Source organism: Enterococcus sp. DIV1368b (genome assembly GCF_050529595.1).
Lineage (GTDB): Bacteria > Bacillota > Bacilli > Lactobacillales > Enterococcaceae > Enterococcus_B > Enterococcus_B mundtii.
In genome coordinates this window covers 1606798-1623430 of record NZ_CP172883.1, presented here as the reverse complement: position 1 = coordinate 1623430, position 16633 = coordinate 1606798, and the positions used below count along the sequence as shown (strand labels likewise).

The following is a 16633-nucleotide window of genomic DNA, read 5'->3' as shown; positions in this document are numbered from 1 at the left end:
CGTATTTCTTTTTTGACAAACAAATAAAGAAGTGGTATTGTAGTTCTACCCAAAACGTAATTATTACGATTTAATAAATATAAAGTGGAATAAAGGAGCAGATTATTAGTGGCAAAAAAATCAAAAATTGCAAAAATGAATAAGCAAGTAGCTTTGATCAATAAATATAGTGAACAACGTCAAGAGTTAAAAGCAGCAAAAGATTATGAAGGACTAGCTAAGCTACCAAAAGAGTCTAATCCTAATCGTTTGAAACTGAGAGATCAGACAGACGGACGTCCTCGTGGCTACATGAGAAAATTTGGTATGTCTCGAATCACATTTAGAGAACTGGCGCATCAAGGAATGATCCCAGGAGTTAAAAAAGCAAGTTGGTAAAATAGGAGGAAAAAGTCATGGCAGTACCAGCAAGAAAAACATCGAAAGCTAAAAAACGTTTGCGACGAACACACCAACGTTTGACGAAACCAGAGATTTCTTTTGACGAGGTGACTGGTGATTATCGTCGAAGTCATCACGTCTCCTTAAAAGGTTATTATAAAGGACGGAAAGTGACAGAATAATCGATTGGACGATGCAAGGAGGCTGCAAGAAATGGAAATTATTTATCCGCCATTGGTCGAACAAGGAATCAAATATTATTCGGAAACGGAAAACGAACCTGTAGACAAAGGAGAATTCTATCGTGCGATGGTCGATAAGAAACTGATTACAGAAACTGGTCTTCCTACAGAACATGCGATAGAGCAAGGCTTTGTCAAAGACTATTACGAAAAACAAAACTTATCCTTTGAAGAATTTTTGGACATTTATCCTATTTTTCAAAAGTATGATGCCGATTTGTTCAAATCTATTGACGGCTTCTGGGAGATTCCTGTAGACTTGAAAATAGAATTAATGGAAATGCTTGAAACGGATCAACTGGATTATGATGACAAACAACAAATCAACATCTATTTAGAAGATCGGTAAAAGGATAGAATAAGAAAAGCCAAAAGGACAATCTATATGCACAACTTTCGTAAATCAGGTATAAAACCTTGGGATATCATCATTATTTTTGTTCTGGTAGTTGCTTCTTTCGCTCCGACAATTGTTTTTGCTTTGTCATTTGATAATGCAGAAACTGAAAATAGCGTGAAGTATGCGATAGTCAAAATCGACGGAAAAGAAGTCGAACGTTTTGATTTAGATGAAATCAGTAGCAAGATGGTGACTTACCATCCATCTGATACCCAATACAATATTGTCGAAATCCAAGAAGGTAAGATCAGAGTCAAAGAAGATAATAGCCCCGATCAAATCGCTGTAAGAACAGGTTGGATCTCGGAACCTGGACAGACTAGTATCTGTTTGCCTCATCGACTAGTGATAACCATTGAACAAGAAGGAAAGTCTGATTATCACATCTATTAAGTAAAAGAAAACTGCTATTGTCAGCTTGTAGAAAGTTGATGGTGGTAGTTTTTTTTCTCCAGAGTAACAGGGTACAATCGGATATGATCATACATTAAAAAATATGTATTTAAAAATTAAAGAAGATGGCATGAGCTATTTAAATGATTTCAAAATTTAGAATTTATCAACCAAGAAAAATCGCTCGTTAAAAATATAGCCTCACCTTTACATACGTGCTGGCACGTGCTATAGTTGTTTTTGTAAGGAGGTATCGTGCAGAATGCCGCTTACAGGAAAAGAAATGCTTCGGTTATTGAAGAAGAATGGCTGGATTGAGCGAAGGCAGGAAGGCTCTCATCATCACCTTTATAAAGATGGCGTTAGAATTACTGTCCCTGTTCATGCCAATCAAGATCTAGGCCGAGGACTTGAGCAAAAAATTTTGAAGGATGCGGGATCGAAATAATCTCGCATTTGATTACAAGAAGGGATTGACTGAAATGTTAAGCGAACCTTTAGCAAAAACATATCCTGCTATTTTTAAACCTGAAGAAGGTGGCGGTTACTTCATTGAATTTCCTGATATTCAGGGTGCTTATACAGGAATCAATGAAGATGATATCTCTTATGGAATTGCTATGGCACAAGAGGTATTAGGTATGGTTCTAGCGGACTATATTGAGCACGAAGAGCAAATACCAGAGCCGACGCCGATCAAAGAAGTCTTTGCTGAAAAAGATTCCTTTACGACATTGATTCGTGTAGATGTTGCTAAATATTTAAAGGATACAGAACTTGTCAAAAAGACTTTAACGATTCCACGATGGGCCGATACATTAGGCAAACGTGCGGGGATAAATTTTTCAGTCCTTTTAACAGAATCCATTGCAGATAAAGCGGATGATATTCTTCATTCAGGGAAAAATAATAGATAAGAAAAGAACCTGGACAGACTAGTATCTGTTTGCCTCATCGACTAGTGATAACCATTGAACAAGAAGAAAAGTCTGATTATCACATCTATTAAGTAAAAGAAAACTACTATTGTCAGCTCTGATAAAGTTGAGAATAGCAGTTTTTTGATCGCATAATAAATTATACCAAGCCGCAAATATTTGTTACTCCACTGGATTCAAAGCAAAATCCTTTTATTCATCTATGCTAGAATATAGTTATTATCAGATTGTAGGAGGTGGCAAATGGTAGCAAATGAAAGACAAATCGAACGAACGATCCAAGAGTACGTCCCTGGAAAACAGGTCACACTTGCGCATATTATCCCAAATGCAGATCGTGAAGTTTTTACAAAACTTGGATTAAGTGAAGCAAGTAATGCTATCGGTATTTTGACGATCACACCGAGTGAGGCGTCGATTATTGGTGCAGATATCGCAAAAAAATCTGGAGATGTGGCGATTGGTTTCATGGATCGCTTTAGTGGATCAGTCGTTTTTACTGGTGAGGTATCTTCAGTTGAATATGCTTTGCAACAAGTCATCCAAACAATGAGTACGGTTTTGGGGTTTGATACGCCTAATATTACAAAAACCTAAATGGTTGGTAGTTATTTATTTATGAGAGACGATAGGTGAAGAGATGCGTCGAGTGATTTTTATCGGACAAACAGGTAGCGGTAAGACTACATTGTCACAGTGGCTACAAAAGAAAGACATTTCTTATCACAAGACTCAACAAGTGTATTATCTGGATGAGTCAATTGATACACCGGGTGAGTTCATGGAAAATCAGTTTTATTATAATGCGTTGGTCAGTGCTTCAATCGAGGCGGAGGTAGTGGCATTCGTTCAAGATATTACAAGTGCACAAAACTATTTTCCACCTTATTTTTCATCGAGATTCAACAAAGAAGTGATTGGTGTGATTTCCAAAGTCGATTTAGCAGATCAGCAGACGCTAGCAAAAGCCCGTGAATTATTGGAGTTAGCCGGTGCTTCTAAGATATTTGAAGTTTCTACGATAACAAGTTTTGGTTTAGATGAGTTAGAGAAACACTTGTCTACGAATGGATAAAAGCCAAAAACATTTTTTAAAATAAATCGTTTCCGTTATCTATTGACCGCGATTGTGAATTAATGTATAATTGAAAATAATAAAATATGAGCACATGATGTGAAGGGAACAAGGTGCGAATCCTTGACAGACCCTTTTTACTGTATATGCAGACGACCCCTCAATTTAGCCACTTACGGGAAGGCGAGGTAGTAGGATGAAGCAAAGTCAGGATACCTTACATGATGTGAAAGTGATTTTATTGGGAAAATTACTTTGCGAGCCGAACCGATTCCTAATGAACGGTTTGTTTAGTGAAGTGTTTTTTCGAAGACACTTCATTTTTTTATTAAACAAAAAGACAGTCGGACAACTGTCTTTCAGTGGATCAGCTCGTTCTTCGAAAGGAAGCAGGAGTTGTTCCGGTCTCTTTTTTGAATAACTTACAGAAATAGCTCGGTTGGGTATAACCGATGCGATAAGCAATTTTTTGAACGCTTAAATTGGTTTGGCGTAATAATTCTTTTGCTTGTTCGATTCTCTGTTTATTAAGGTAGTTGACAAAACTGATGCCTAATTCTTTTTTGAAGAGTCTACTGAAATAATAATGACTCAAATAGACATGATTTGCCACTTCATCTAAGGTAATATTACGAGAGAGATTTTTATTGATATATTCGATTGCTTTATTGATTTCTCCATGGTCGGAGTCGATTCGTTTGTTTTTAGACTTAATCGGTTTATGTTCAGCTGTTTTGATATTGAATTTGATTCGATCTCTAGGATAGTTTTCTTCTTTCTCATAATGTTGAGCAATCGTTTCGAAAAGTGAGGCGGCAGCCGTGACCTGTTTTCTGTTCACTACGCGTACCTTATTACGTGCATGCCTCAACTCCGCATGCTCTTTCCAATTCGTGATGGATGGATGAATGCGGTCGATTTGATGATCTTCAATATCTGAAACTTTTACTTGCCCAAAAAGTGCAAAACCGTGCAGTTGTCGATCATGGATCAAAGGCAATGAAATATCCGTCAATCCAGCATGGCATTGATAAATGTGTGGTTTTCCAGTCTTTGATGCTTCTAAACCACCGTAAGCATCACACTTTTGACAGAGATGTTTGAATTGTGGATTTGCTCGCATATTTTGGCAAAAAGGAGAAAAATTAAATAGATTTGACGTTTCTTTGCCGTGAATATCAACTAAAACAGCGCCATAATCGACTGCTAATGCAAATTCTTCCAATATCTTTGTTAGTCTATCTGAATGAATTCCTTTTGGATGACCTTGAATCATGCAACAGCCCCCTTTCATGGCACTTATTTTAACAGAAAAACAATGGTTATTGTATAAAACATCACAAATACCACAATTTTGACTATCAAATGACAAGAATTTGATAGATTATTTGGCTTGAATTATTTAAATTTAAGCCTATTTGTCGTGTTTTCTTTTTTTATTCACAGCAAATTATTATTATTATCTCAATAGGTACAAAAAAGATGGGGCAATTATTTCCCATCTTTTTTTATTATGATAGTTTTTGTAAGCGCTACTAAAATTAGGAGGTATGACAATGAGTCAAGAAGCTTTAGGCATGATTGAAACTCGCGGTTTGATTGGATCGATCGAAGCAGCAGATGCGATGGTGAAGGCGGCAAATGTAACGCTGATCGGTACTGAAAAAATCGGTTCAGGTTTAGTCACTGTAATGGTCAGAGGAGATGTAGGTGCAGTAAAAGCCGCAGTTGACGCTGGCGTGACAGCAGCTAGTTCTGTGGGAGAAGTTGTTTCAAATTATGTGATTCCACGCCCTCACTCTGAGGTTGAGAGAGTACTCCCAAATTTAACTGACTGAGGTGATTTAAATGGTTGAAAGCGATGCAGCAGTAGAAGAAATCTTGAAAAAAGTTTTGAATAAAATCGAATCGAATGAAACAAAGGAAACTACATCGGGAGGAACAAGCAAAATGATTGAAAAATATTGTGGATTAACAGAATTTGTCGGTGCATCAGCATTTGGGGATACTATTGGTTTAGTGATCGCAAATGTTGATTCAGCCTTATTGGATACGATGAAATTAGAGAAAAAATATCGATCGATTGGTATCGTAGGTGCTCGTACCGGTGCTGGACCGCATATTTTAGCGGCAGATGAAGCAGTCAAAGCAACAAACACAGAAGTCATCTCGATCGAAATGCCAAGAGATACTAAAGGTGGCGCTGGACATGGTTCGCTTATCATTTTTGGTGGGGATGATGTTTCGGATGTTAAACGAGCGGTAGAAGTGACGTTAAAAGAAGTGGATACTCGCACGTTCGGAGATGTGTATGCGAATGAAGCAGGCCACATTGAATGTCAATACACTGCCAGAGCAAGTTATGCGTGTAACAAAGTATTTGGAACTCCAATCGGCAAATCATTTGGTTTGATCGTTGGTGCACCAGCTGCAATCGGTGTAGTGATGGCAGATACAGCCATGAAGGCGGCGAATATTGAAGTGGTCAGCTATGCGACTCCACAAAATGGACAGAATTTCTCAAATGAAGTCACGATGACATTTAGTGGTGATTCAGGGGCTGTCCGTCAGGCTGTTATTTCTGCTCGCGAAATCGGTATCAAACTATTAGCGACATTAGGTAGTGAGCCAACAAATGATCAGCCATCATATATTTAAATTGGAGAGTGAGTAAATAGATGAAATCGAAACGATTTGAAGAATTATCAAAAAGACCAGTGAACCAGGATGGATTTGTTGATGAGTGGATAGACGAAGGTCTGATTGCCATGCAAAGTCCTAATGATCCAAAACCAAGCATCAAGATCGTTGCGGGTGAGGTCGTTGAATTAGATGGGAAAGCAAAAGAAGACTTTGATTTGATCGATGCTTATATCGCACAGTATGGCATCGACATCACTCGTGCGGAAGAAGTCATGCAAATGTCATCGAAAGAATTAGCGAATAAAATCGTTGATCCGAACATTTGTCGTGAAGAAATCATCCAATTGACGACTTCTGCTACACCGGCAAAAATCAATGAAGTGGTTGGCTACATGAACGTGGTTGAAATGATGATGGCTGTGCAAAAAATGCGTGCTCGCCGTCGTCCTACCACCCAATCTCACGTAACAAACTTACGCGACAACCCAGTGCAGATTGCTGCGGATGCCGCTGAAGGCGCTTTACGTGGCTTTGATGAGCAAGAAACAACAGTTGCGGTTGCACGTTATGCACCATTTAATGCCATCTCGATTATGATTGGTTCACAAGTTGGACGTCCAGGGGTGTTGACACAGTGTTCATTGGAAGAAGCAACTGAACTTGACCTTGGTATGAGAGGATTCACAGCTTATGCTGAAACGATCTCAGTTTATGGAACAGAGAAAGTATTTACCGATGGCGATGATACGCCTTGGTCGAAAGGATTCCTTGCTTCATGTTATGCGTCTCGCGGCTTGAAGATGCGTTTCACCTCAGGGACTGGTTCAGAAGTACAAATGGGTTATGCAGAAGGCAAATCGATGTTGTACTTGGAAACTAGATGTATTTATCTGACAAAAGCAGCGGGGGTTCAAGGGTTACAAAATGGTTCGATCAGTTGTATCGGTATTCCAGGTGCGGTGCCATCAGGGATTCGTGCGGTCTTAGCGGAAAACTTGATCGCTATGTTGCTTGACCTTGAAGTGGCCTCTGGAAATGACCAAACATTCTCTCACTCAGATATCCGTCGAACAGCTCGTTTATTGATGCAATTCTTACCAGGGACTGACTATATCTCTTCTGGCTACTCTGCAACTCCGAATTACGACAATATGTTTGCGGGTTCAAACTTTGATGCAGATGATTTCGACGATTACAACATTTTACAACGTGACCTTCGTGTTGATGGTGGTTTACGACCAGTCAAAGAAGCAGAAGTGATCAAAGTTCGTAATAAAGCAGCGAAAGCGATGCAAGCACTATTTGCAGAGTTAGGGTTGCCAACGATCACAGACGAAGAAGTAGAAGCGGCGACTTATGCTCGTGGTTCTGATGACATGCCTGCTCGTGATATGGTTCAAGATATCAAAGGTGCAGAAGAGTTGTTGGCTAGTGGAGCAACTGGTTTAGATCTAGTCAAAGCATTATCTAAAACAGGCTTTGAAGATGTGGCTGTCAGTGTATTGAATCTATTGAAACAACGCGTTGCCGGAGACTTTTTACAAACTTCTTCTATCTTTGATAAAGATTGGAATGTCATTTCTGCTGTCAATGATAAAAATGACTATGCTGGACCAGGAACTGGACACCGTTTAGATGGCTCAGAGTGGGAAAAAGTGAAAGCAATTCCTAACGCAATCAACCCGCAGGATATATAGGAGGAGTATGAAATGGCAGAAATCAACGAAAATTTACTAAGATCGATCATTCAAGAAGTCTTGACTGAAATGGATACAACGAAAAGTGAACAAACAGTTGCGTTCAAAAGTACACCGTCGACGGCTGTAGCGACAGACAACAATTCTGAATCTTGGTTCCGTTCAATCGGTGTCGCACAACCTGGCAATGCACAAGACGAAGTGGTTATTGCAGTTGGACCTGCATTCGCAACATCTCAAACAACGAATATCATTGGTGTGAGCCATAAAGATATCTTGAAACAAGTGATTGCAGGAATCGAAGAAGAAGGGTTGAAAGCCCGTGTAATTAAAGTTTTCCGTTCATCTGATGTGGCATTTGTCGCAGTTGAGGGAGATAAGCTTTCAGGTTCAGGAATTTGCGTGTCGATCCAATCAAAAGGAACGGCGATCATTCACCAAAAAGATCTACAACCATTGTCAAATCTTGAATTATTCCCGCAAGCGCCACTGATCACGCTGGAAACGTATCGTGCAATCGGTAAGAACGCTGCGAAATATGCAAAAGGCGAATCACCAAATCCAGTGCCGATGATGAATGACCAAATGGCACGTCCGAAATACCAAGCACAATCTGCTTTACTTCACATCAAAGAAACAAAGCATGTTGTCATTGGGAAACCAGCAGAAGAAATTGCTGTAACATTATAACGAGGTGAAACAGATGAACGAACAGACATTAGAAAGCTTGGTAAGAAATATCTTACAAGATATGAATAATAAACCGACTGGGACAACTGAAGTTGCGAATGGCGCCCAAGCGACGACTGCTGACTACCCAATTGCTGTCAAACATCCAGACTGGGTGAAAACAAAAACAGGCAAAACGTTAGAAGATATCACATTAGCTAATGTATTGAACGGTTCTTTAACGCCAGAAGACTTGAAGATCACACCATCGATCTTAAAAGCGCAAGGTGAAATTGCTCATAGTGCAGGACGCAAGACGATTTCTTCTAACTTCGATCGTGCCGCAGAATTGACGGCGGTTCCTGATGAGCGTGTCTTAGCAATGTACAATGCGTTACGCCCGTATCGCTCAAGTAAACAAGAATTGTTAGATATTGCCGACGAATTAGAAACGAAATACCATGCGAAAATCTCTGCTGCTTATTTCCGTGAAGCAAGTGAACATTATGAAACACGTAAGAAGCTTAAAGGGGATAATTAAAGGATCGCCAGTTATCGGGAGGAATGTGCATGAAACGTATTATAGGTATTGATATTGGAAATTCCTCAACGGAGATCGCACTTGCAGAGATCGATACGAATGATCAGGTTCATTTTCTACAATCGGCTATTACTGAAACAACGGGGATCAAAGGAACAAAGAAAAATCTCTTTGGGATCTATAAAGCAATCAATGAAGCTTGCGCTAAAAATGATCTTACGATCTCCGATATCGATTTGATCCGCATCAACGAGGCAACGCCTGTCATTGGTGACGTGGCGATGGAGATGATCACTGAAACGATCATCACCGAATCGACGATGATCGGTCACAACCCAAAAACGCCTGGCGGTCATGGCTTAGGCGTAGGAAAAACGATCAAATTATCAGAATTAGTCCAAAAAACATTCAGCGATGATGACTATGTCGTCGTCGTTGAAAAAGAAATCGAATTTGATCAGGCGGCGAAATGGATCAACCAAATCGTTGAAACGAATATTCGGGTCACAGGTGCGATTCTTCAAAGTGATGATGGGGTTTTAGTCAATAATCGTTTGACTCATAAGATCCCGATCATAGACGAAGTGGCTTATATTGAAAAAATTCCACTAGGCATGTTAGCTGCGGTCGAAGTAGCGCCTGCCGGTCAAGGGGTTGCTCAATTATCAAATCCATATGGTATTGCGACAGTTTTTGAACTGGATTCAGAAGCAACGAAAAGTATCGTTCCTATGGCTCGTGCGTTGATTGGTAATCGTTCTGCCGTTGTGATCAAGACACCTCAAGGGGATGTACAAGCACGAGTGATCCCGGCAGGAAGTATTGAGATTACAGGTGGCAATCGTCGCAAGATCGTTGAAATCTCTGCTGGTGCAGAAGATATCATGACTGCGGTGAGTTCGTTTGCAGAAATCGACAATGTGACTGGTGAGTCAGGAACCAATGTCGGTGGGATGCTCGAAAAAGTTCGACTAACGATGGCGAATTTAACGGAACGCCCCCTCGCAGAAATTTTCATCCAAGACTTACTGGCAGTCGATACTTTTGTTCCGATAGAGGTCAAAGGTGGTGTTGCCGGTGAGTTCTCGATGGAGCAAGCAGTAGGTATTGCTTCGATGGTCAAATCGGATCATTTGCAAATGTCGAAAATCGCACAATCCATTGAAGAAGATTTGAAAACACCTGTTGAAATTGGCGGGGCAGAAGCAGAAGCGGCTATTTTGGGCGCCTTGACGACACCTGGTACAAGCACACCTTTAGCTATTTTGGACTTAGGTGCTGGTTCGACTGATGCGTCGATCATTGGGGAACAAGCGATTTCTGCTACACATTTGGCTGGTGCAGGAGATATGGTGACATTATTGATCAAGTCGGAGTTAGGGATCGACGATATTTACTTGGCAGAAGATATCAAAAAGTATCCTTTGGCAAAAGTAGAGAACATCTTTTATATCCGACATGAAGACGGTAGTGTGCAATTCTTTGAGGAACCGTTAGATCCTCATTTATTTGTGAAAGTTGTCGTTGTCAAACCAGAGGGTCTCATTCCAATTCCACTTGATCTTTCAATCGAAAAAATCAAATTAGTTAGACAGACAGCGAAAAAACGAGTATTTGTAACAAACACGATTCGAGCATTGAAACGAGTAAGTCCAACTGGCAACATCCGTGATATTCCTTTTGTTGTGATCGTTGGAGGATCAGCACTTGATTTTGAGATTCCCCAAATCGTGACAGATGCGTTATCTCACTATGGGTTAGTTGCTGGACAAGGAAATGTCCGTGCGTGTGAAGGTCCTAGAAATGCGGTTGCCACTGGGTTGATCCTTTCACATTTGAGGAGGAATGAACATGGATAGACCGTCGATCATCATCTACGTAGATGGAATAGACGAAGAAATCTTGACTTCCTTACTCTATGGGATAGAAGAAGAAAGCATTCCGTATAAGCTAGAAGCAAAAGTGTTTGAGGATGCAGCACAAGCAGCGTATGAAGCGGCTTTAGCTTCTCCTTTACAAGTAGGTATTGGTGGGAGCAGGGACACTCTTTGCATACATCATAAAAGCTTGAAAAAAGAGAAACCTTATCAAGTGTTGGAGCATGTTTCAATTGTCCCTTCTGCGATCTTGAGAAATCTAGGAAGTAATGCTGCTCGAATCGTCAAAGGTATTCCATTAAAATCCTTGGAATTATTGGAGGTGAAACAATGAATCAAGCAATCGGAATGATCGAATCAACAGGATTAGCCAGTGCCATCAACCTTTCTGATATCATGGTGAAATCCGCAAATATTGAACTTTTGAGTATAGAAAAAACAAAAGGTTTTGGCTGGATGACCGTGATGATCCAAGGGGATGTCGGGGCGGTCAAAGCAGCGATCGATGCAGCGAAGTCAGCTGCCATTGGTCTGGATGCTTACGTCTCTTCTCTAGTTATACCAAGACCAGGAGACAATATCCTTGATGTCTTTTCTTCAAAAGAAGCGCAACATGATTCCCTACAAGCAGAGCAACGTGTCATTGATATCGAGGAAACAGCAACGAAGCAAGAATCCTCATTAGACAAAACCACACCAGTGAAGAGTGAAAATGTACCTGTTATCAAGGAAGATAAGAAAGAACCTACTTCACTTAGCACTGATGAAGTGGCAAGCAAAGAAAAAAAGTCAAAAGATTCTTCAAAAAAAGGAAATAAAACTGCAACCAAAAAAAATAAGAAAAACTAGGAGGAACACATAAATGAATGACGCATTAGGAATGATCGAAACAAAAGGTTTAGTAGGGGCTGTCGAGGCAGCTGATGCAATGGTGAAAGCCGCAAACGTACAATTGATCGGAACGGAGAAAATCGGTTCTGGTTTAGTAACGATCATGGTTCGTGGAGATGTTGGTGCGGTCAAAGCAGCGACAGATGCAGGTTCTGCCGCAGCTGAGCGTGTAGGTGAAGTGGTTTCTGTACACGTGATTCCTCGCCCTCATCATGATGTGAACAAACTATTAGCAGGTCAAAACAATGCTTGATTTTTCAAAAGCTGAGTTGAAAGAAATCGTTCGGAAGGTGATCGCAGATCTTGATCAAACCTTTCCGATTGGTATCTCTAATCGTCATATCCATTTGACACCTGCTCACTTTGAACAACTTTTCCCAGGACAATCCATCGAAAAATTGCGTGATTTAAAGCAACCAGGTGAATTTGCGGCAAAACAAACGGTGACGTTGATCGGTCCAAAAGGAAAGATCGAAAGAGTGCGGATTCTGGGTCCGTTCCGCAATCGCTCACAAGTAGAAGTATCAAAAACAGATGCACGTCTATTAGGGATCAATCCACCAATCAAACTTTCTGGTGATCTTGATGAAGCAGTAGAAATCACTTTGATGACCGAAGCTGCTTCAATTACGATCCCAGCTACAATCATCGCACAACGTCACATCCATTTGAATCATGAAGATATGAAACGTTTGGATCTGCATAAGGATGAGAGCGTTTCAGTCGAAATTTTATCTGGCGAACGAGGAACTGTCTATCATGAGGTTGCGCTACGCCCGCACGAAAAATTTATCATGGAAATGCACATCGATACAGATGAAGCCAATGCGGCCAATGTCACTACCGAAACTAGAGCAAGGATCATTCGTTGATCAGAAGGAGCAAAAGATGCAAGGAATTGAGAAAGGCAATGAGTTACTAGAATCTTTCAATCAAATCGTCCATTCTTTTGTGCCAACTGGTCACAAAGCGGCCGATGGCTATAAGGTTGGTGTTGATCTGGGCACAGCTTCGATCGTCTTAGTTGTCTTAGATGCTGACAATCAACCATTGTTCGGTTCGTTCAAAGAAGCCAAAGTGATACGTGATGGCTTGGTCGTTGATTATCAAAAAGCAGTAAAGATCGTTGAAGTATTAAGGGAAGAAGCGGAAGCCGCTTTAGGGTTTGCACTTAAAGCAGCTTCCGGGGCTATCCCCCCAGGAACGATCGGCAACAACAAAAAAGTCGTGGCAAACGTCATTGAAAGTGCCGGCATGGAAATCGACCAGTTAGTGGATGAACCATCAGCGGCTGCCTTGACACTTGATATTACAGATGGGGCGGTCATTGATATCGGGGGCGGTACGACGGGGATCAGTGTCCTTAAAAATGGAGAAGTTGCCTTCGTTGATGATGAACCAACTGGTGGTACACATATGACTCTAGTGATCGCCGGTTATCATAGCGTAGATATAGATGACGCAGAAAAAATAAAGAGAAATCCCAAAAATGAAGCAGAAAATTTTACGATTTGTCGTCCAGTGATCCAAAAAATGGCGACCATCGCCAAAAAAATGCTAGATGAACATCCAATCGAGCCGATTTTTGTTGTCGGCGGGGCTGCCTATTTTTCACAGTTTGAAGAAGAAATGAGTAGCGTCATTGGTAAGAAAGTATTGAAACCTGTTCATCCGCAATTCGTTACACCGATCGGCATAGCGATGGCCTCAAAAGTCATTGTGGAATAGGAGTTTCGTATGGAAGATATTGTTCAAAAAGTAGTGGGTTGGCTAATAAAAAGAGAAAAAAGTACATTGTTCGTATCAACTGATTCCGTTCAAACGGATTCGATCAGCCCTTTTTTGTCGAATAAATATATCTATGTCAAAAATTGCGACTGCTTCTTTTTAACGAAATTTGCAACAAAAAATGAGAACGACCCATTCGTACGATGGCTATTTCGTAGCTTGGACTACGGTTGTGAGCTTAGATTTCAATGCTCTTTTTCGGATCTGACTTTGATACCTGTAGAAATCTTCCATTATAACGTCGAAGTTTTTACAGTTGCTGAAAAACCATGTTATGCCTTTTCAAATCGGTATATCACTTACAAACAAGTGGCTGTTTTACCGAATCAAGCAGCGTTGATACTTTCAACGAATCAAAACTTTACATTATTGGCGCAAGAAAAAATTCAGGAAAAACAGATGACTATCTGTAAAAGGAGCGGATCGCAATGTTAATGGGAAAAATTATTGGTAGCGTTGTTTCTACTCAAAAAGATTCCTCTCTTGTAGGCAAAAAATTAATGATCGTGCAACCGATAAATGCTCAAAAAGAGGCAGTACGTTTTCAACAAGTGGCAGCTGATACGGTAGGTGCTGGAATTGGTGATTATGTTCTGTTAAATAGCGGTAGTTCAGCGAGACATTTATTCTCGGAGCCATCAGAAGCGGTGGATTGTGCGATTGTTGGCATCATCGATACGTTTGATATGTAAGGAAGTGAAAAGAATGCCGATCTATACAAAAACTGGTGATCAAGGAATGACGAGCCTTTTTGACGGAACACGAGTAAAAAAAGCAAGTTTACGAGTAGAAGTCTATGGAACGTTTGACGAGTGCTGTGCGCAAATCAGCTTGGCACAAAAAATGTTGAAAAATCCAGAAAGCCAACAAGCGCTTGACTGGGTGCAAAATAAACTTTTTCAGATGAACGCAGAATTAGCGACAGCAACGAAAAAGGATAAATTAGCGCATAAAAGCGACTTGATCTCTGCGGAAGATATTCATCAATTGGAAATCTGGATCGATGAAAAAACAGCAAAACTACCAGAAATCCATGAATTTATTTTGCCTGGAAAAAGTCTAGCAGGGGCGCAGTTGCATGTTGCTCGGACGGTTTGCCGTCGTGGGGAACGTGTTCTTGATCGCTTTATGGAAAACGAAGAAGTCCGTTCAGAACTCAGCAAGTTTGCCAACCGTTTATCTGATTGTCTGTACTCTTTTGCCCGTGAAGCAGATCATGAACAGGAACAAGAAGTGCTGCTTAATCAAATCATCCGTCGTTATCAAGAACGGGTGCAACAACCAAAGATCAAACTTGATTTTGAAGAGATCGTTCACGCGTGTATCGATCATGCGAATTGTTTGAGCGTACCGGTTTCTATTGCAATCGTTGATAAAAACGGGGCTTTGAAACAATTCTATCGAATGGACGATGCACTGATTGTGAGTGAAAGCATGGCAATCAAAAAGGCTTATACAGCGGTCTCAATGAAAGCTGACACCCACGAACTAACGGAGTTGGTACAACCAAACCAGCCGCTTTTCCAATTAGAAACATTAAGTGATGGAAAGCTTGTGACCTTTGGTGGTGGATTCCTTCTCAAAGATGGGCAAGGAAACATTGTTGGTGGTATTGGTGTGAGCGGTGGTAGTCCAGATCAAGATAGGGCAATTGCAACAAAAGGAATTGAAAAGTTTAAGGAGCGAGCATGATGGGCGAAGAACAATTAAAAGAACAAATCATGAAAGTGATTCAAGGAATCCTTTTAGAAGAACCTTCTACCGCAACAGTTGCAACTTCTTCCGTCGGGATTTTTCCAAGGGTTGATGCAGCAGTTGCCGCAGCAAAAGTAGCACAAGATCGTTTAGATGACTTGTCATTGGAACAACGAAGAGCAATCATTGCTGCGATTCGTACTGGAATGACACCTCATATCGAAACAATTGCTCGTGAAACAGTGGAAGAAACGAAAATGGGAAGATATGAAGATAAGATCCAAAAATTGACTCTTGCGATCAACAAAACACCAGGTGTCGAAGATCTTATTACTGAAGCGGTCACTGGTGACAACGGAATGACCCTTTATGAGTTATCTCCGTATGGCGTGATCGGTGCGGTGACACCAAGTACTAATCCGGCAGAAACGTTGATCTGTAACGCAATCGGAATGATTGCAGCAGGCAATGCTATTTATTTCAGTGTTCATCCAGGCGCGAAGCGCATTTCTGGCTGGGTCGTTTCAAAATTGAATGAATTGATTTATCAAAGCTGTGGCATCCATAACTTGGTTGTAACGATCGAAAAACCTTCGATTGAAGCTGCTCAAGAGATGATGTCCCATCCAGACATTTCACTATTAGTGATCACAGGCGGTCCTGGTGTGGTGAGACAAGCAATGAAGAGTGGTAAGAAAACGATTGCTGCTGGAGAAGGCAATCCACCTTCACTTGTTGATGAAACCGCCGATCTTGATAAGGCAGCGGCAGATATTGTCTTGGGTGCATCTTTTGATAATAATATTTTATGTACGGCAGAGAAAAGTGTCGTTGCTGTCGAACAAGTCGTTGACTACTTGATTTTACAAATGGAAAAACAAGGGGCTTATTATGTAGGTGATGAACAAATCATTCAACGATTGATCGATCAGATGATTGCGGAAAATGGTGCGCCAAACCGACAGTTTGTCGGTAAAAACGCGAGCGAGATCTTAGCCGCCGTAGGTGTCCATGTATCAGCGGACATTCGAGTGATCATCATGAAAACAGAGAAAGATCATCCATTTGTTGTCAAAGAAATGTTGATGCCGATCTTACCGATCGTGACTGTAAAAGATTTTGATGAAGCATTACCGACAGCATTAGGAATCGAAAATAAATGCCACCATACAGCAACGATGCACTCCCAAAATATTCAACGATTGAACCTTGCAGCGAAAAAATTCCAAACCTCGATTTTTGTAAAAAATGGCTCTTCATTTGCAGGATTAGGATTTGGTGGCGAAGGTCCAACCACATTCACGATTGCAACACCAACCGGCGAGTGTACGACGACTGCTAGAAATTTTGCTAGAAAACGTCGTTGTGTATTAACGGACGGATTTTCGATTCGTTAGGAGGAA

The 16633-nt window shown here is 40.8% G+C and carries 24 protein-coding genes and 1 riboswitch; of the genes, 23 read left to right on the top strand and 1 reads right to left on the bottom strand.

The features are described from left to right. The first annotated feature begins 108 nt into the window (after positions 1-108). The 8 genes from rpsN to IGJ19_RS07525 all read left to right on the top strand — a co-directional run bounded on the left by rpsN (position 109) and on the right by IGJ19_RS07525 (position 3429). A complete protein-coding gene (gene rpsN, locus IGJ19_RS07560; RefSeq protein WP_074799138.1) occupies positions 109-378 on the top strand; it encodes a 30S ribosomal protein S14 in 270 nt (89 codons plus the stop codon). Between the two features lie 17 nt (positions 379-395). Next, positions 396-563, top strand: coding sequence for a 50S ribosomal protein L32 (gene rpmF / locus IGJ19_RS07555; RefSeq protein WP_074799136.1), 168 nt, complete (start codon positions 396-398; stop codon positions 561-563). Between the two features lie 31 nt (positions 564-594). Then, positions 595-972 (top strand): hypothetical protein, encoded by a 378-nt coding sequence (locus IGJ19_RS07550; RefSeq protein ID WP_430603554.1) that lies wholly within the window; start codon positions 595-597, stop codon positions 970-972. A gap of 36 nt (positions 973-1008) precedes the next feature. Then, positions 1009-1416, top strand: a complete 408-nt coding sequence (locus tag IGJ19_RS07545) for a NusG domain II-containing protein (RefSeq protein WP_430603552.1) — start codon at positions 1009-1011, stop codon at positions 1414-1416. A 262-nt stretch (positions 1417-1678) separates the two neighbouring features. Then, positions 1679-1864 (top strand): type II toxin-antitoxin system HicA family toxin, encoded by a 186-nt coding sequence (locus IGJ19_RS07540; RefSeq protein WP_086334732.1) that lies wholly within the window; start codon positions 1679-1681, stop codon positions 1862-1864. Between the two features lie 34 nt (positions 1865-1898). Continuing rightward, the gene (locus IGJ19_RS07535) at positions 1899-2333 is read left to right on the top strand and encodes a type II toxin-antitoxin system HicB family antitoxin (protein WP_086334731.1); all 435 of its coding nucleotides are present in this window, start codon (positions 1899-1901) and stop codon (positions 2331-2333) included. A gap of 264 nt (positions 2334-2597) precedes the next feature. Next, a complete protein-coding gene (locus IGJ19_RS07530; RefSeq protein ID WP_071867470.1) occupies positions 2598-2951 on the top strand; it encodes a BMC domain-containing protein in 354 nt (117 codons plus the stop codon). Positions 2952-2994: 43 nt separating this feature from the next. Next, the gene (locus IGJ19_RS07525) at positions 2995-3429 is read left to right on the top strand and encodes a EutP/PduV family microcompartment system protein (RefSeq protein WP_430603549.1); all 435 of its coding nucleotides are present in this window, start codon (positions 2995-2997) and stop codon (positions 3427-3429) included. Positions 3430-3499: 70 nt separating this feature from the next. Next, positions 3500-3667: riboswitch (cobalamin riboswitch) on the top strand. A gap of 129 nt (positions 3668-3796) precedes the next feature. On the opposite strand, the gene IGJ19_RS07520 is transcribed toward IGJ19_RS07525, so the two are convergent. Continuing rightward, entirely contained in the window at positions 3797-4705 is a 909-nt protein-coding gene (locus tag IGJ19_RS07520) for a PocR ligand-binding domain-containing protein (protein ID WP_430603547.1), read from the bottom strand. Positions 4706-4985: 280 nt separating this feature from the next. On the opposite strand from IGJ19_RS07520, the gene IGJ19_RS07515 reads away from it, so the two are divergent. From IGJ19_RS07515 to IGJ19_RS07445, 15 genes are read left to right on the top strand one after another with little or no spacing between them, the layout of a single operon-like run. Beyond that, on the top strand, positions 4986-5267 hold the full coding sequence (locus IGJ19_RS07515) for a BMC domain-containing protein (RefSeq protein ID WP_260697540.1): 282 nt from the start codon (positions 4986-4988) through the stop codon (positions 5265-5267). Between the two features lie 10 nt (positions 5268-5277). Then, complete coding sequence (gene pduB / locus IGJ19_RS07510) at positions 5278-6087, top strand: propanediol utilization microcompartment protein PduB (RefSeq protein WP_430603545.1); 810 nt, start codon at positions 5278-5280, stop codon at positions 6085-6087. A 20-nt stretch (positions 6088-6107) separates the two neighbouring features. After that, positions 6108-7769, top strand: a complete 1662-nt coding sequence (locus IGJ19_RS07505) for a propanediol/glycerol family dehydratase large subunit (protein ID WP_071867465.1) — start codon at positions 6108-6110, stop codon at positions 7767-7769. A gap of 12 nt (positions 7770-7781) precedes the next feature. Beyond that, a complete protein-coding gene (locus IGJ19_RS07500; protein WP_195513261.1) occupies positions 7782-8459 on the top strand; it encodes a propanediol/glycerol family dehydratase medium subunit in 678 nt (225 codons plus the stop codon). 13 nt (positions 8460-8472) lie between these two features. After that, a complete protein-coding gene (locus tag IGJ19_RS07495) occupies positions 8473-8979 on the top strand; it encodes a diol dehydratase small subunit (RefSeq protein WP_071867463.1) in 507 nt (168 codons plus the stop codon). 29 nt (positions 8980-9008) lie between these two features. Further along, positions 9009-10838 carry a diol dehydratase reactivase subunit alpha gene (locus IGJ19_RS07490; RefSeq protein ID WP_430603542.1) on the top strand — a complete coding sequence of 610 codons (1830 nt, stop codon included), beginning with the start codon at positions 9009-9011 and terminating at the stop codon, positions 10836-10838. Continuing rightward, positions 10831-11190, top strand: a complete 360-nt coding sequence (locus IGJ19_RS07485; protein ID WP_071867461.1) for a glycerol dehydratase reactivase beta/small subunit family protein — start codon at positions 10831-10833, stop codon at positions 11188-11190. The genes IGJ19_RS07490 and IGJ19_RS07485 overlap by 8 nt, the downstream gene beginning before the upstream one ends. Continuing rightward, positions 11187-11705 carry a BMC domain-containing protein gene (locus tag IGJ19_RS07480; RefSeq protein WP_115357685.1) on the top strand — a complete coding sequence of 173 codons (519 nt, stop codon included), beginning with the start codon at positions 11187-11189 and terminating at the stop codon, positions 11703-11705. The genes IGJ19_RS07485 and IGJ19_RS07480 overlap by 4 nt, the downstream gene beginning before the upstream one ends. Positions 11706-11718: 13 nt before the next feature. After that, entirely contained in the window at positions 11719-12000 is a 282-nt protein-coding gene (locus IGJ19_RS07475) for a BMC domain-containing protein (protein WP_074799110.1), read from the top strand. Beyond that, positions 11993-12619 carry a phosphate propanoyltransferase gene (pduL, locus tag IGJ19_RS07470; protein ID WP_074799108.1) on the top strand — a complete coding sequence of 209 codons (627 nt, stop codon included), beginning with the start codon at positions 11993-11995 and terminating at the stop codon, positions 12617-12619. The genes IGJ19_RS07475 and pduL overlap by 8 nt, the downstream gene beginning before the upstream one ends. A 16-nt stretch (positions 12620-12635) precedes the next feature. Beyond that, complete coding sequence (gene eutJ, locus IGJ19_RS07465) at positions 12636-13475, top strand: ethanolamine utilization protein EutJ (RefSeq protein WP_115357683.1); 840 nt, start codon at positions 12636-12638, stop codon at positions 13473-13475. Between the two features lie 9 nt (positions 13476-13484). Further along, the gene (gene pduM / locus IGJ19_RS07460; protein ID WP_071867456.1) at positions 13485-13970 is read left to right on the top strand and encodes a PduM family microcompartment protein; all 486 of its coding nucleotides are present in this window, start codon (positions 13485-13487) and stop codon (positions 13968-13970) included. Further along, positions 13964-14227, top strand: a complete 264-nt coding sequence (locus IGJ19_RS07455) for a EutN/CcmL family microcompartment protein (RefSeq protein WP_071867455.1) — start codon at positions 13964-13966, stop codon at positions 14225-14227. The genes pduM and IGJ19_RS07455 overlap by 7 nt, the downstream gene beginning before the upstream one ends. Positions 14228-14240: 13 nt before the next feature. Further along, positions 14241-15227: a cob(I)yrinic acid a,c-diamide adenosyltransferase gene (locus IGJ19_RS07450; RefSeq protein WP_430603538.1), complete on the top strand. Its 987-nt coding sequence runs from the start codon at positions 14241-14243 to the stop codon at positions 15225-15227. Further along, a complete protein-coding gene (locus tag IGJ19_RS07445) occupies positions 15227-16627 on the top strand; it encodes an aldehyde dehydrogenase family protein (RefSeq protein ID WP_430603536.1) in 1401 nt (466 codons plus the stop codon). The genes IGJ19_RS07450 and IGJ19_RS07445 overlap by 1 nt, the downstream gene beginning before the upstream one ends. Positions 16628-16633 lie beyond the last annotated feature (6 nt).

Excerpts from the sequence above, each read along its gene's own strand:
- rpmF (WP_074799136.1), top strand. The coding sequence starts at position 396 with ATGGCAGTACCAGCAAGAAAAACATCGAAAGCTAAAAAACGTTTGCGA.
- IGJ19_RS07550 (WP_430603554.1), top strand. The coding sequence starts at position 595 with ATGGAAATTATTTATCCGCCATTGGTCGAACAAGGAATCAAATATTAT.
- IGJ19_RS07545 (WP_430603552.1), top strand. The coding sequence starts at position 1,009 with ATGCACAACTTTCGTAAATCAGGTATAAAACCTTGGGATATCATCATT.
- IGJ19_RS07540 (WP_086334732.1), top strand. The coding sequence starts at position 1,679 with ATGCCGCTTACAGGAAAAGAAATGCTTCGGTTATTGAAGAAGAATGGC.
- IGJ19_RS07535 (WP_086334731.1), top strand. The coding sequence starts at position 1,899 with ATGTTAAGCGAACCTTTAGCAAAAACATATCCTGCTATTTTTAAACCT.
- IGJ19_RS07530 (WP_071867470.1), top strand. The coding sequence starts at position 2,598 with ATGGTAGCAAATGAAAGACAAATCGAACGAACGATCCAAGAGTACGTC.
- IGJ19_RS07525 (WP_430603549.1), top strand. The coding sequence starts at position 2,995 with ATGCGTCGAGTGATTTTTATCGGACAAACAGGTAGCGGTAAGACTACA.
- IGJ19_RS07520 (WP_430603547.1), bottom strand. The coding sequence starts at position 4,705 with ATGATTCAAGGTCATCCAAAAGGAATTCATTCAGATAGACTAACAAAG.
- IGJ19_RS07515 (WP_260697540.1), top strand. The coding sequence starts at position 4,986 with ATGAGTCAAGAAGCTTTAGGCATGATTGAAACTCGCGGTTTGATTGGA.
- pduB (WP_430603545.1), top strand. The coding sequence starts at position 5,278 with ATGGTTGAAAGCGATGCAGCAGTAGAAGAAATCTTGAAAAAAGTTTTG.
- IGJ19_RS07505 (WP_071867465.1), top strand. The coding sequence starts at position 6,108 with ATGAAATCGAAACGATTTGAAGAATTATCAAAAAGACCAGTGAACCAG.
- IGJ19_RS07500 (WP_195513261.1), top strand. The coding sequence starts at position 7,782 with ATGGCAGAAATCAACGAAAATTTACTAAGATCGATCATTCAAGAAGTC.
- IGJ19_RS07495 (WP_071867463.1), top strand. The coding sequence starts at position 8,473 with ATGAACGAACAGACATTAGAAAGCTTGGTAAGAAATATCTTACAAGAT.
- IGJ19_RS07490 (WP_430603542.1), top strand. The coding sequence starts at position 9,009 with ATGAAACGTATTATAGGTATTGATATTGGAAATTCCTCAACGGAGATC.
- IGJ19_RS07485 (WP_071867461.1), top strand. The coding sequence starts at position 10,831 with ATGGATAGACCGTCGATCATCATCTACGTAGATGGAATAGACGAAGAA.
- IGJ19_RS07480 (WP_115357685.1), top strand. The coding sequence starts at position 11,187 with ATGAATCAAGCAATCGGAATGATCGAATCAACAGGATTAGCCAGTGCC.
- IGJ19_RS07475 (WP_074799110.1), top strand. The coding sequence starts at position 11,719 with ATGAATGACGCATTAGGAATGATCGAAACAAAAGGTTTAGTAGGGGCT.
- pduL (WP_074799108.1), top strand. The coding sequence starts at position 11,993 with ATGCTTGATTTTTCAAAAGCTGAGTTGAAAGAAATCGTTCGGAAGGTG.
- eutJ (WP_115357683.1), top strand. The coding sequence starts at position 12,636 with ATGCAAGGAATTGAGAAAGGCAATGAGTTACTAGAATCTTTCAATCAA.
- pduM (WP_071867456.1), top strand. The coding sequence starts at position 13,485 with ATGGAAGATATTGTTCAAAAAGTAGTGGGTTGGCTAATAAAAAGAGAA.
- IGJ19_RS07455 (WP_071867455.1), top strand. The coding sequence starts at position 13,964 with ATGTTAATGGGAAAAATTATTGGTAGCGTTGTTTCTACTCAAAAAGAT.
- IGJ19_RS07450 (WP_430603538.1), top strand. The coding sequence starts at position 14,241 with ATGCCGATCTATACAAAAACTGGTGATCAAGGAATGACGAGCCTTTTT.
- IGJ19_RS07445 (WP_430603536.1), top strand. The coding sequence starts at position 15,227 with ATGGGCGAAGAACAATTAAAAGAACAAATCATGAAAGTGATTCAAGGA.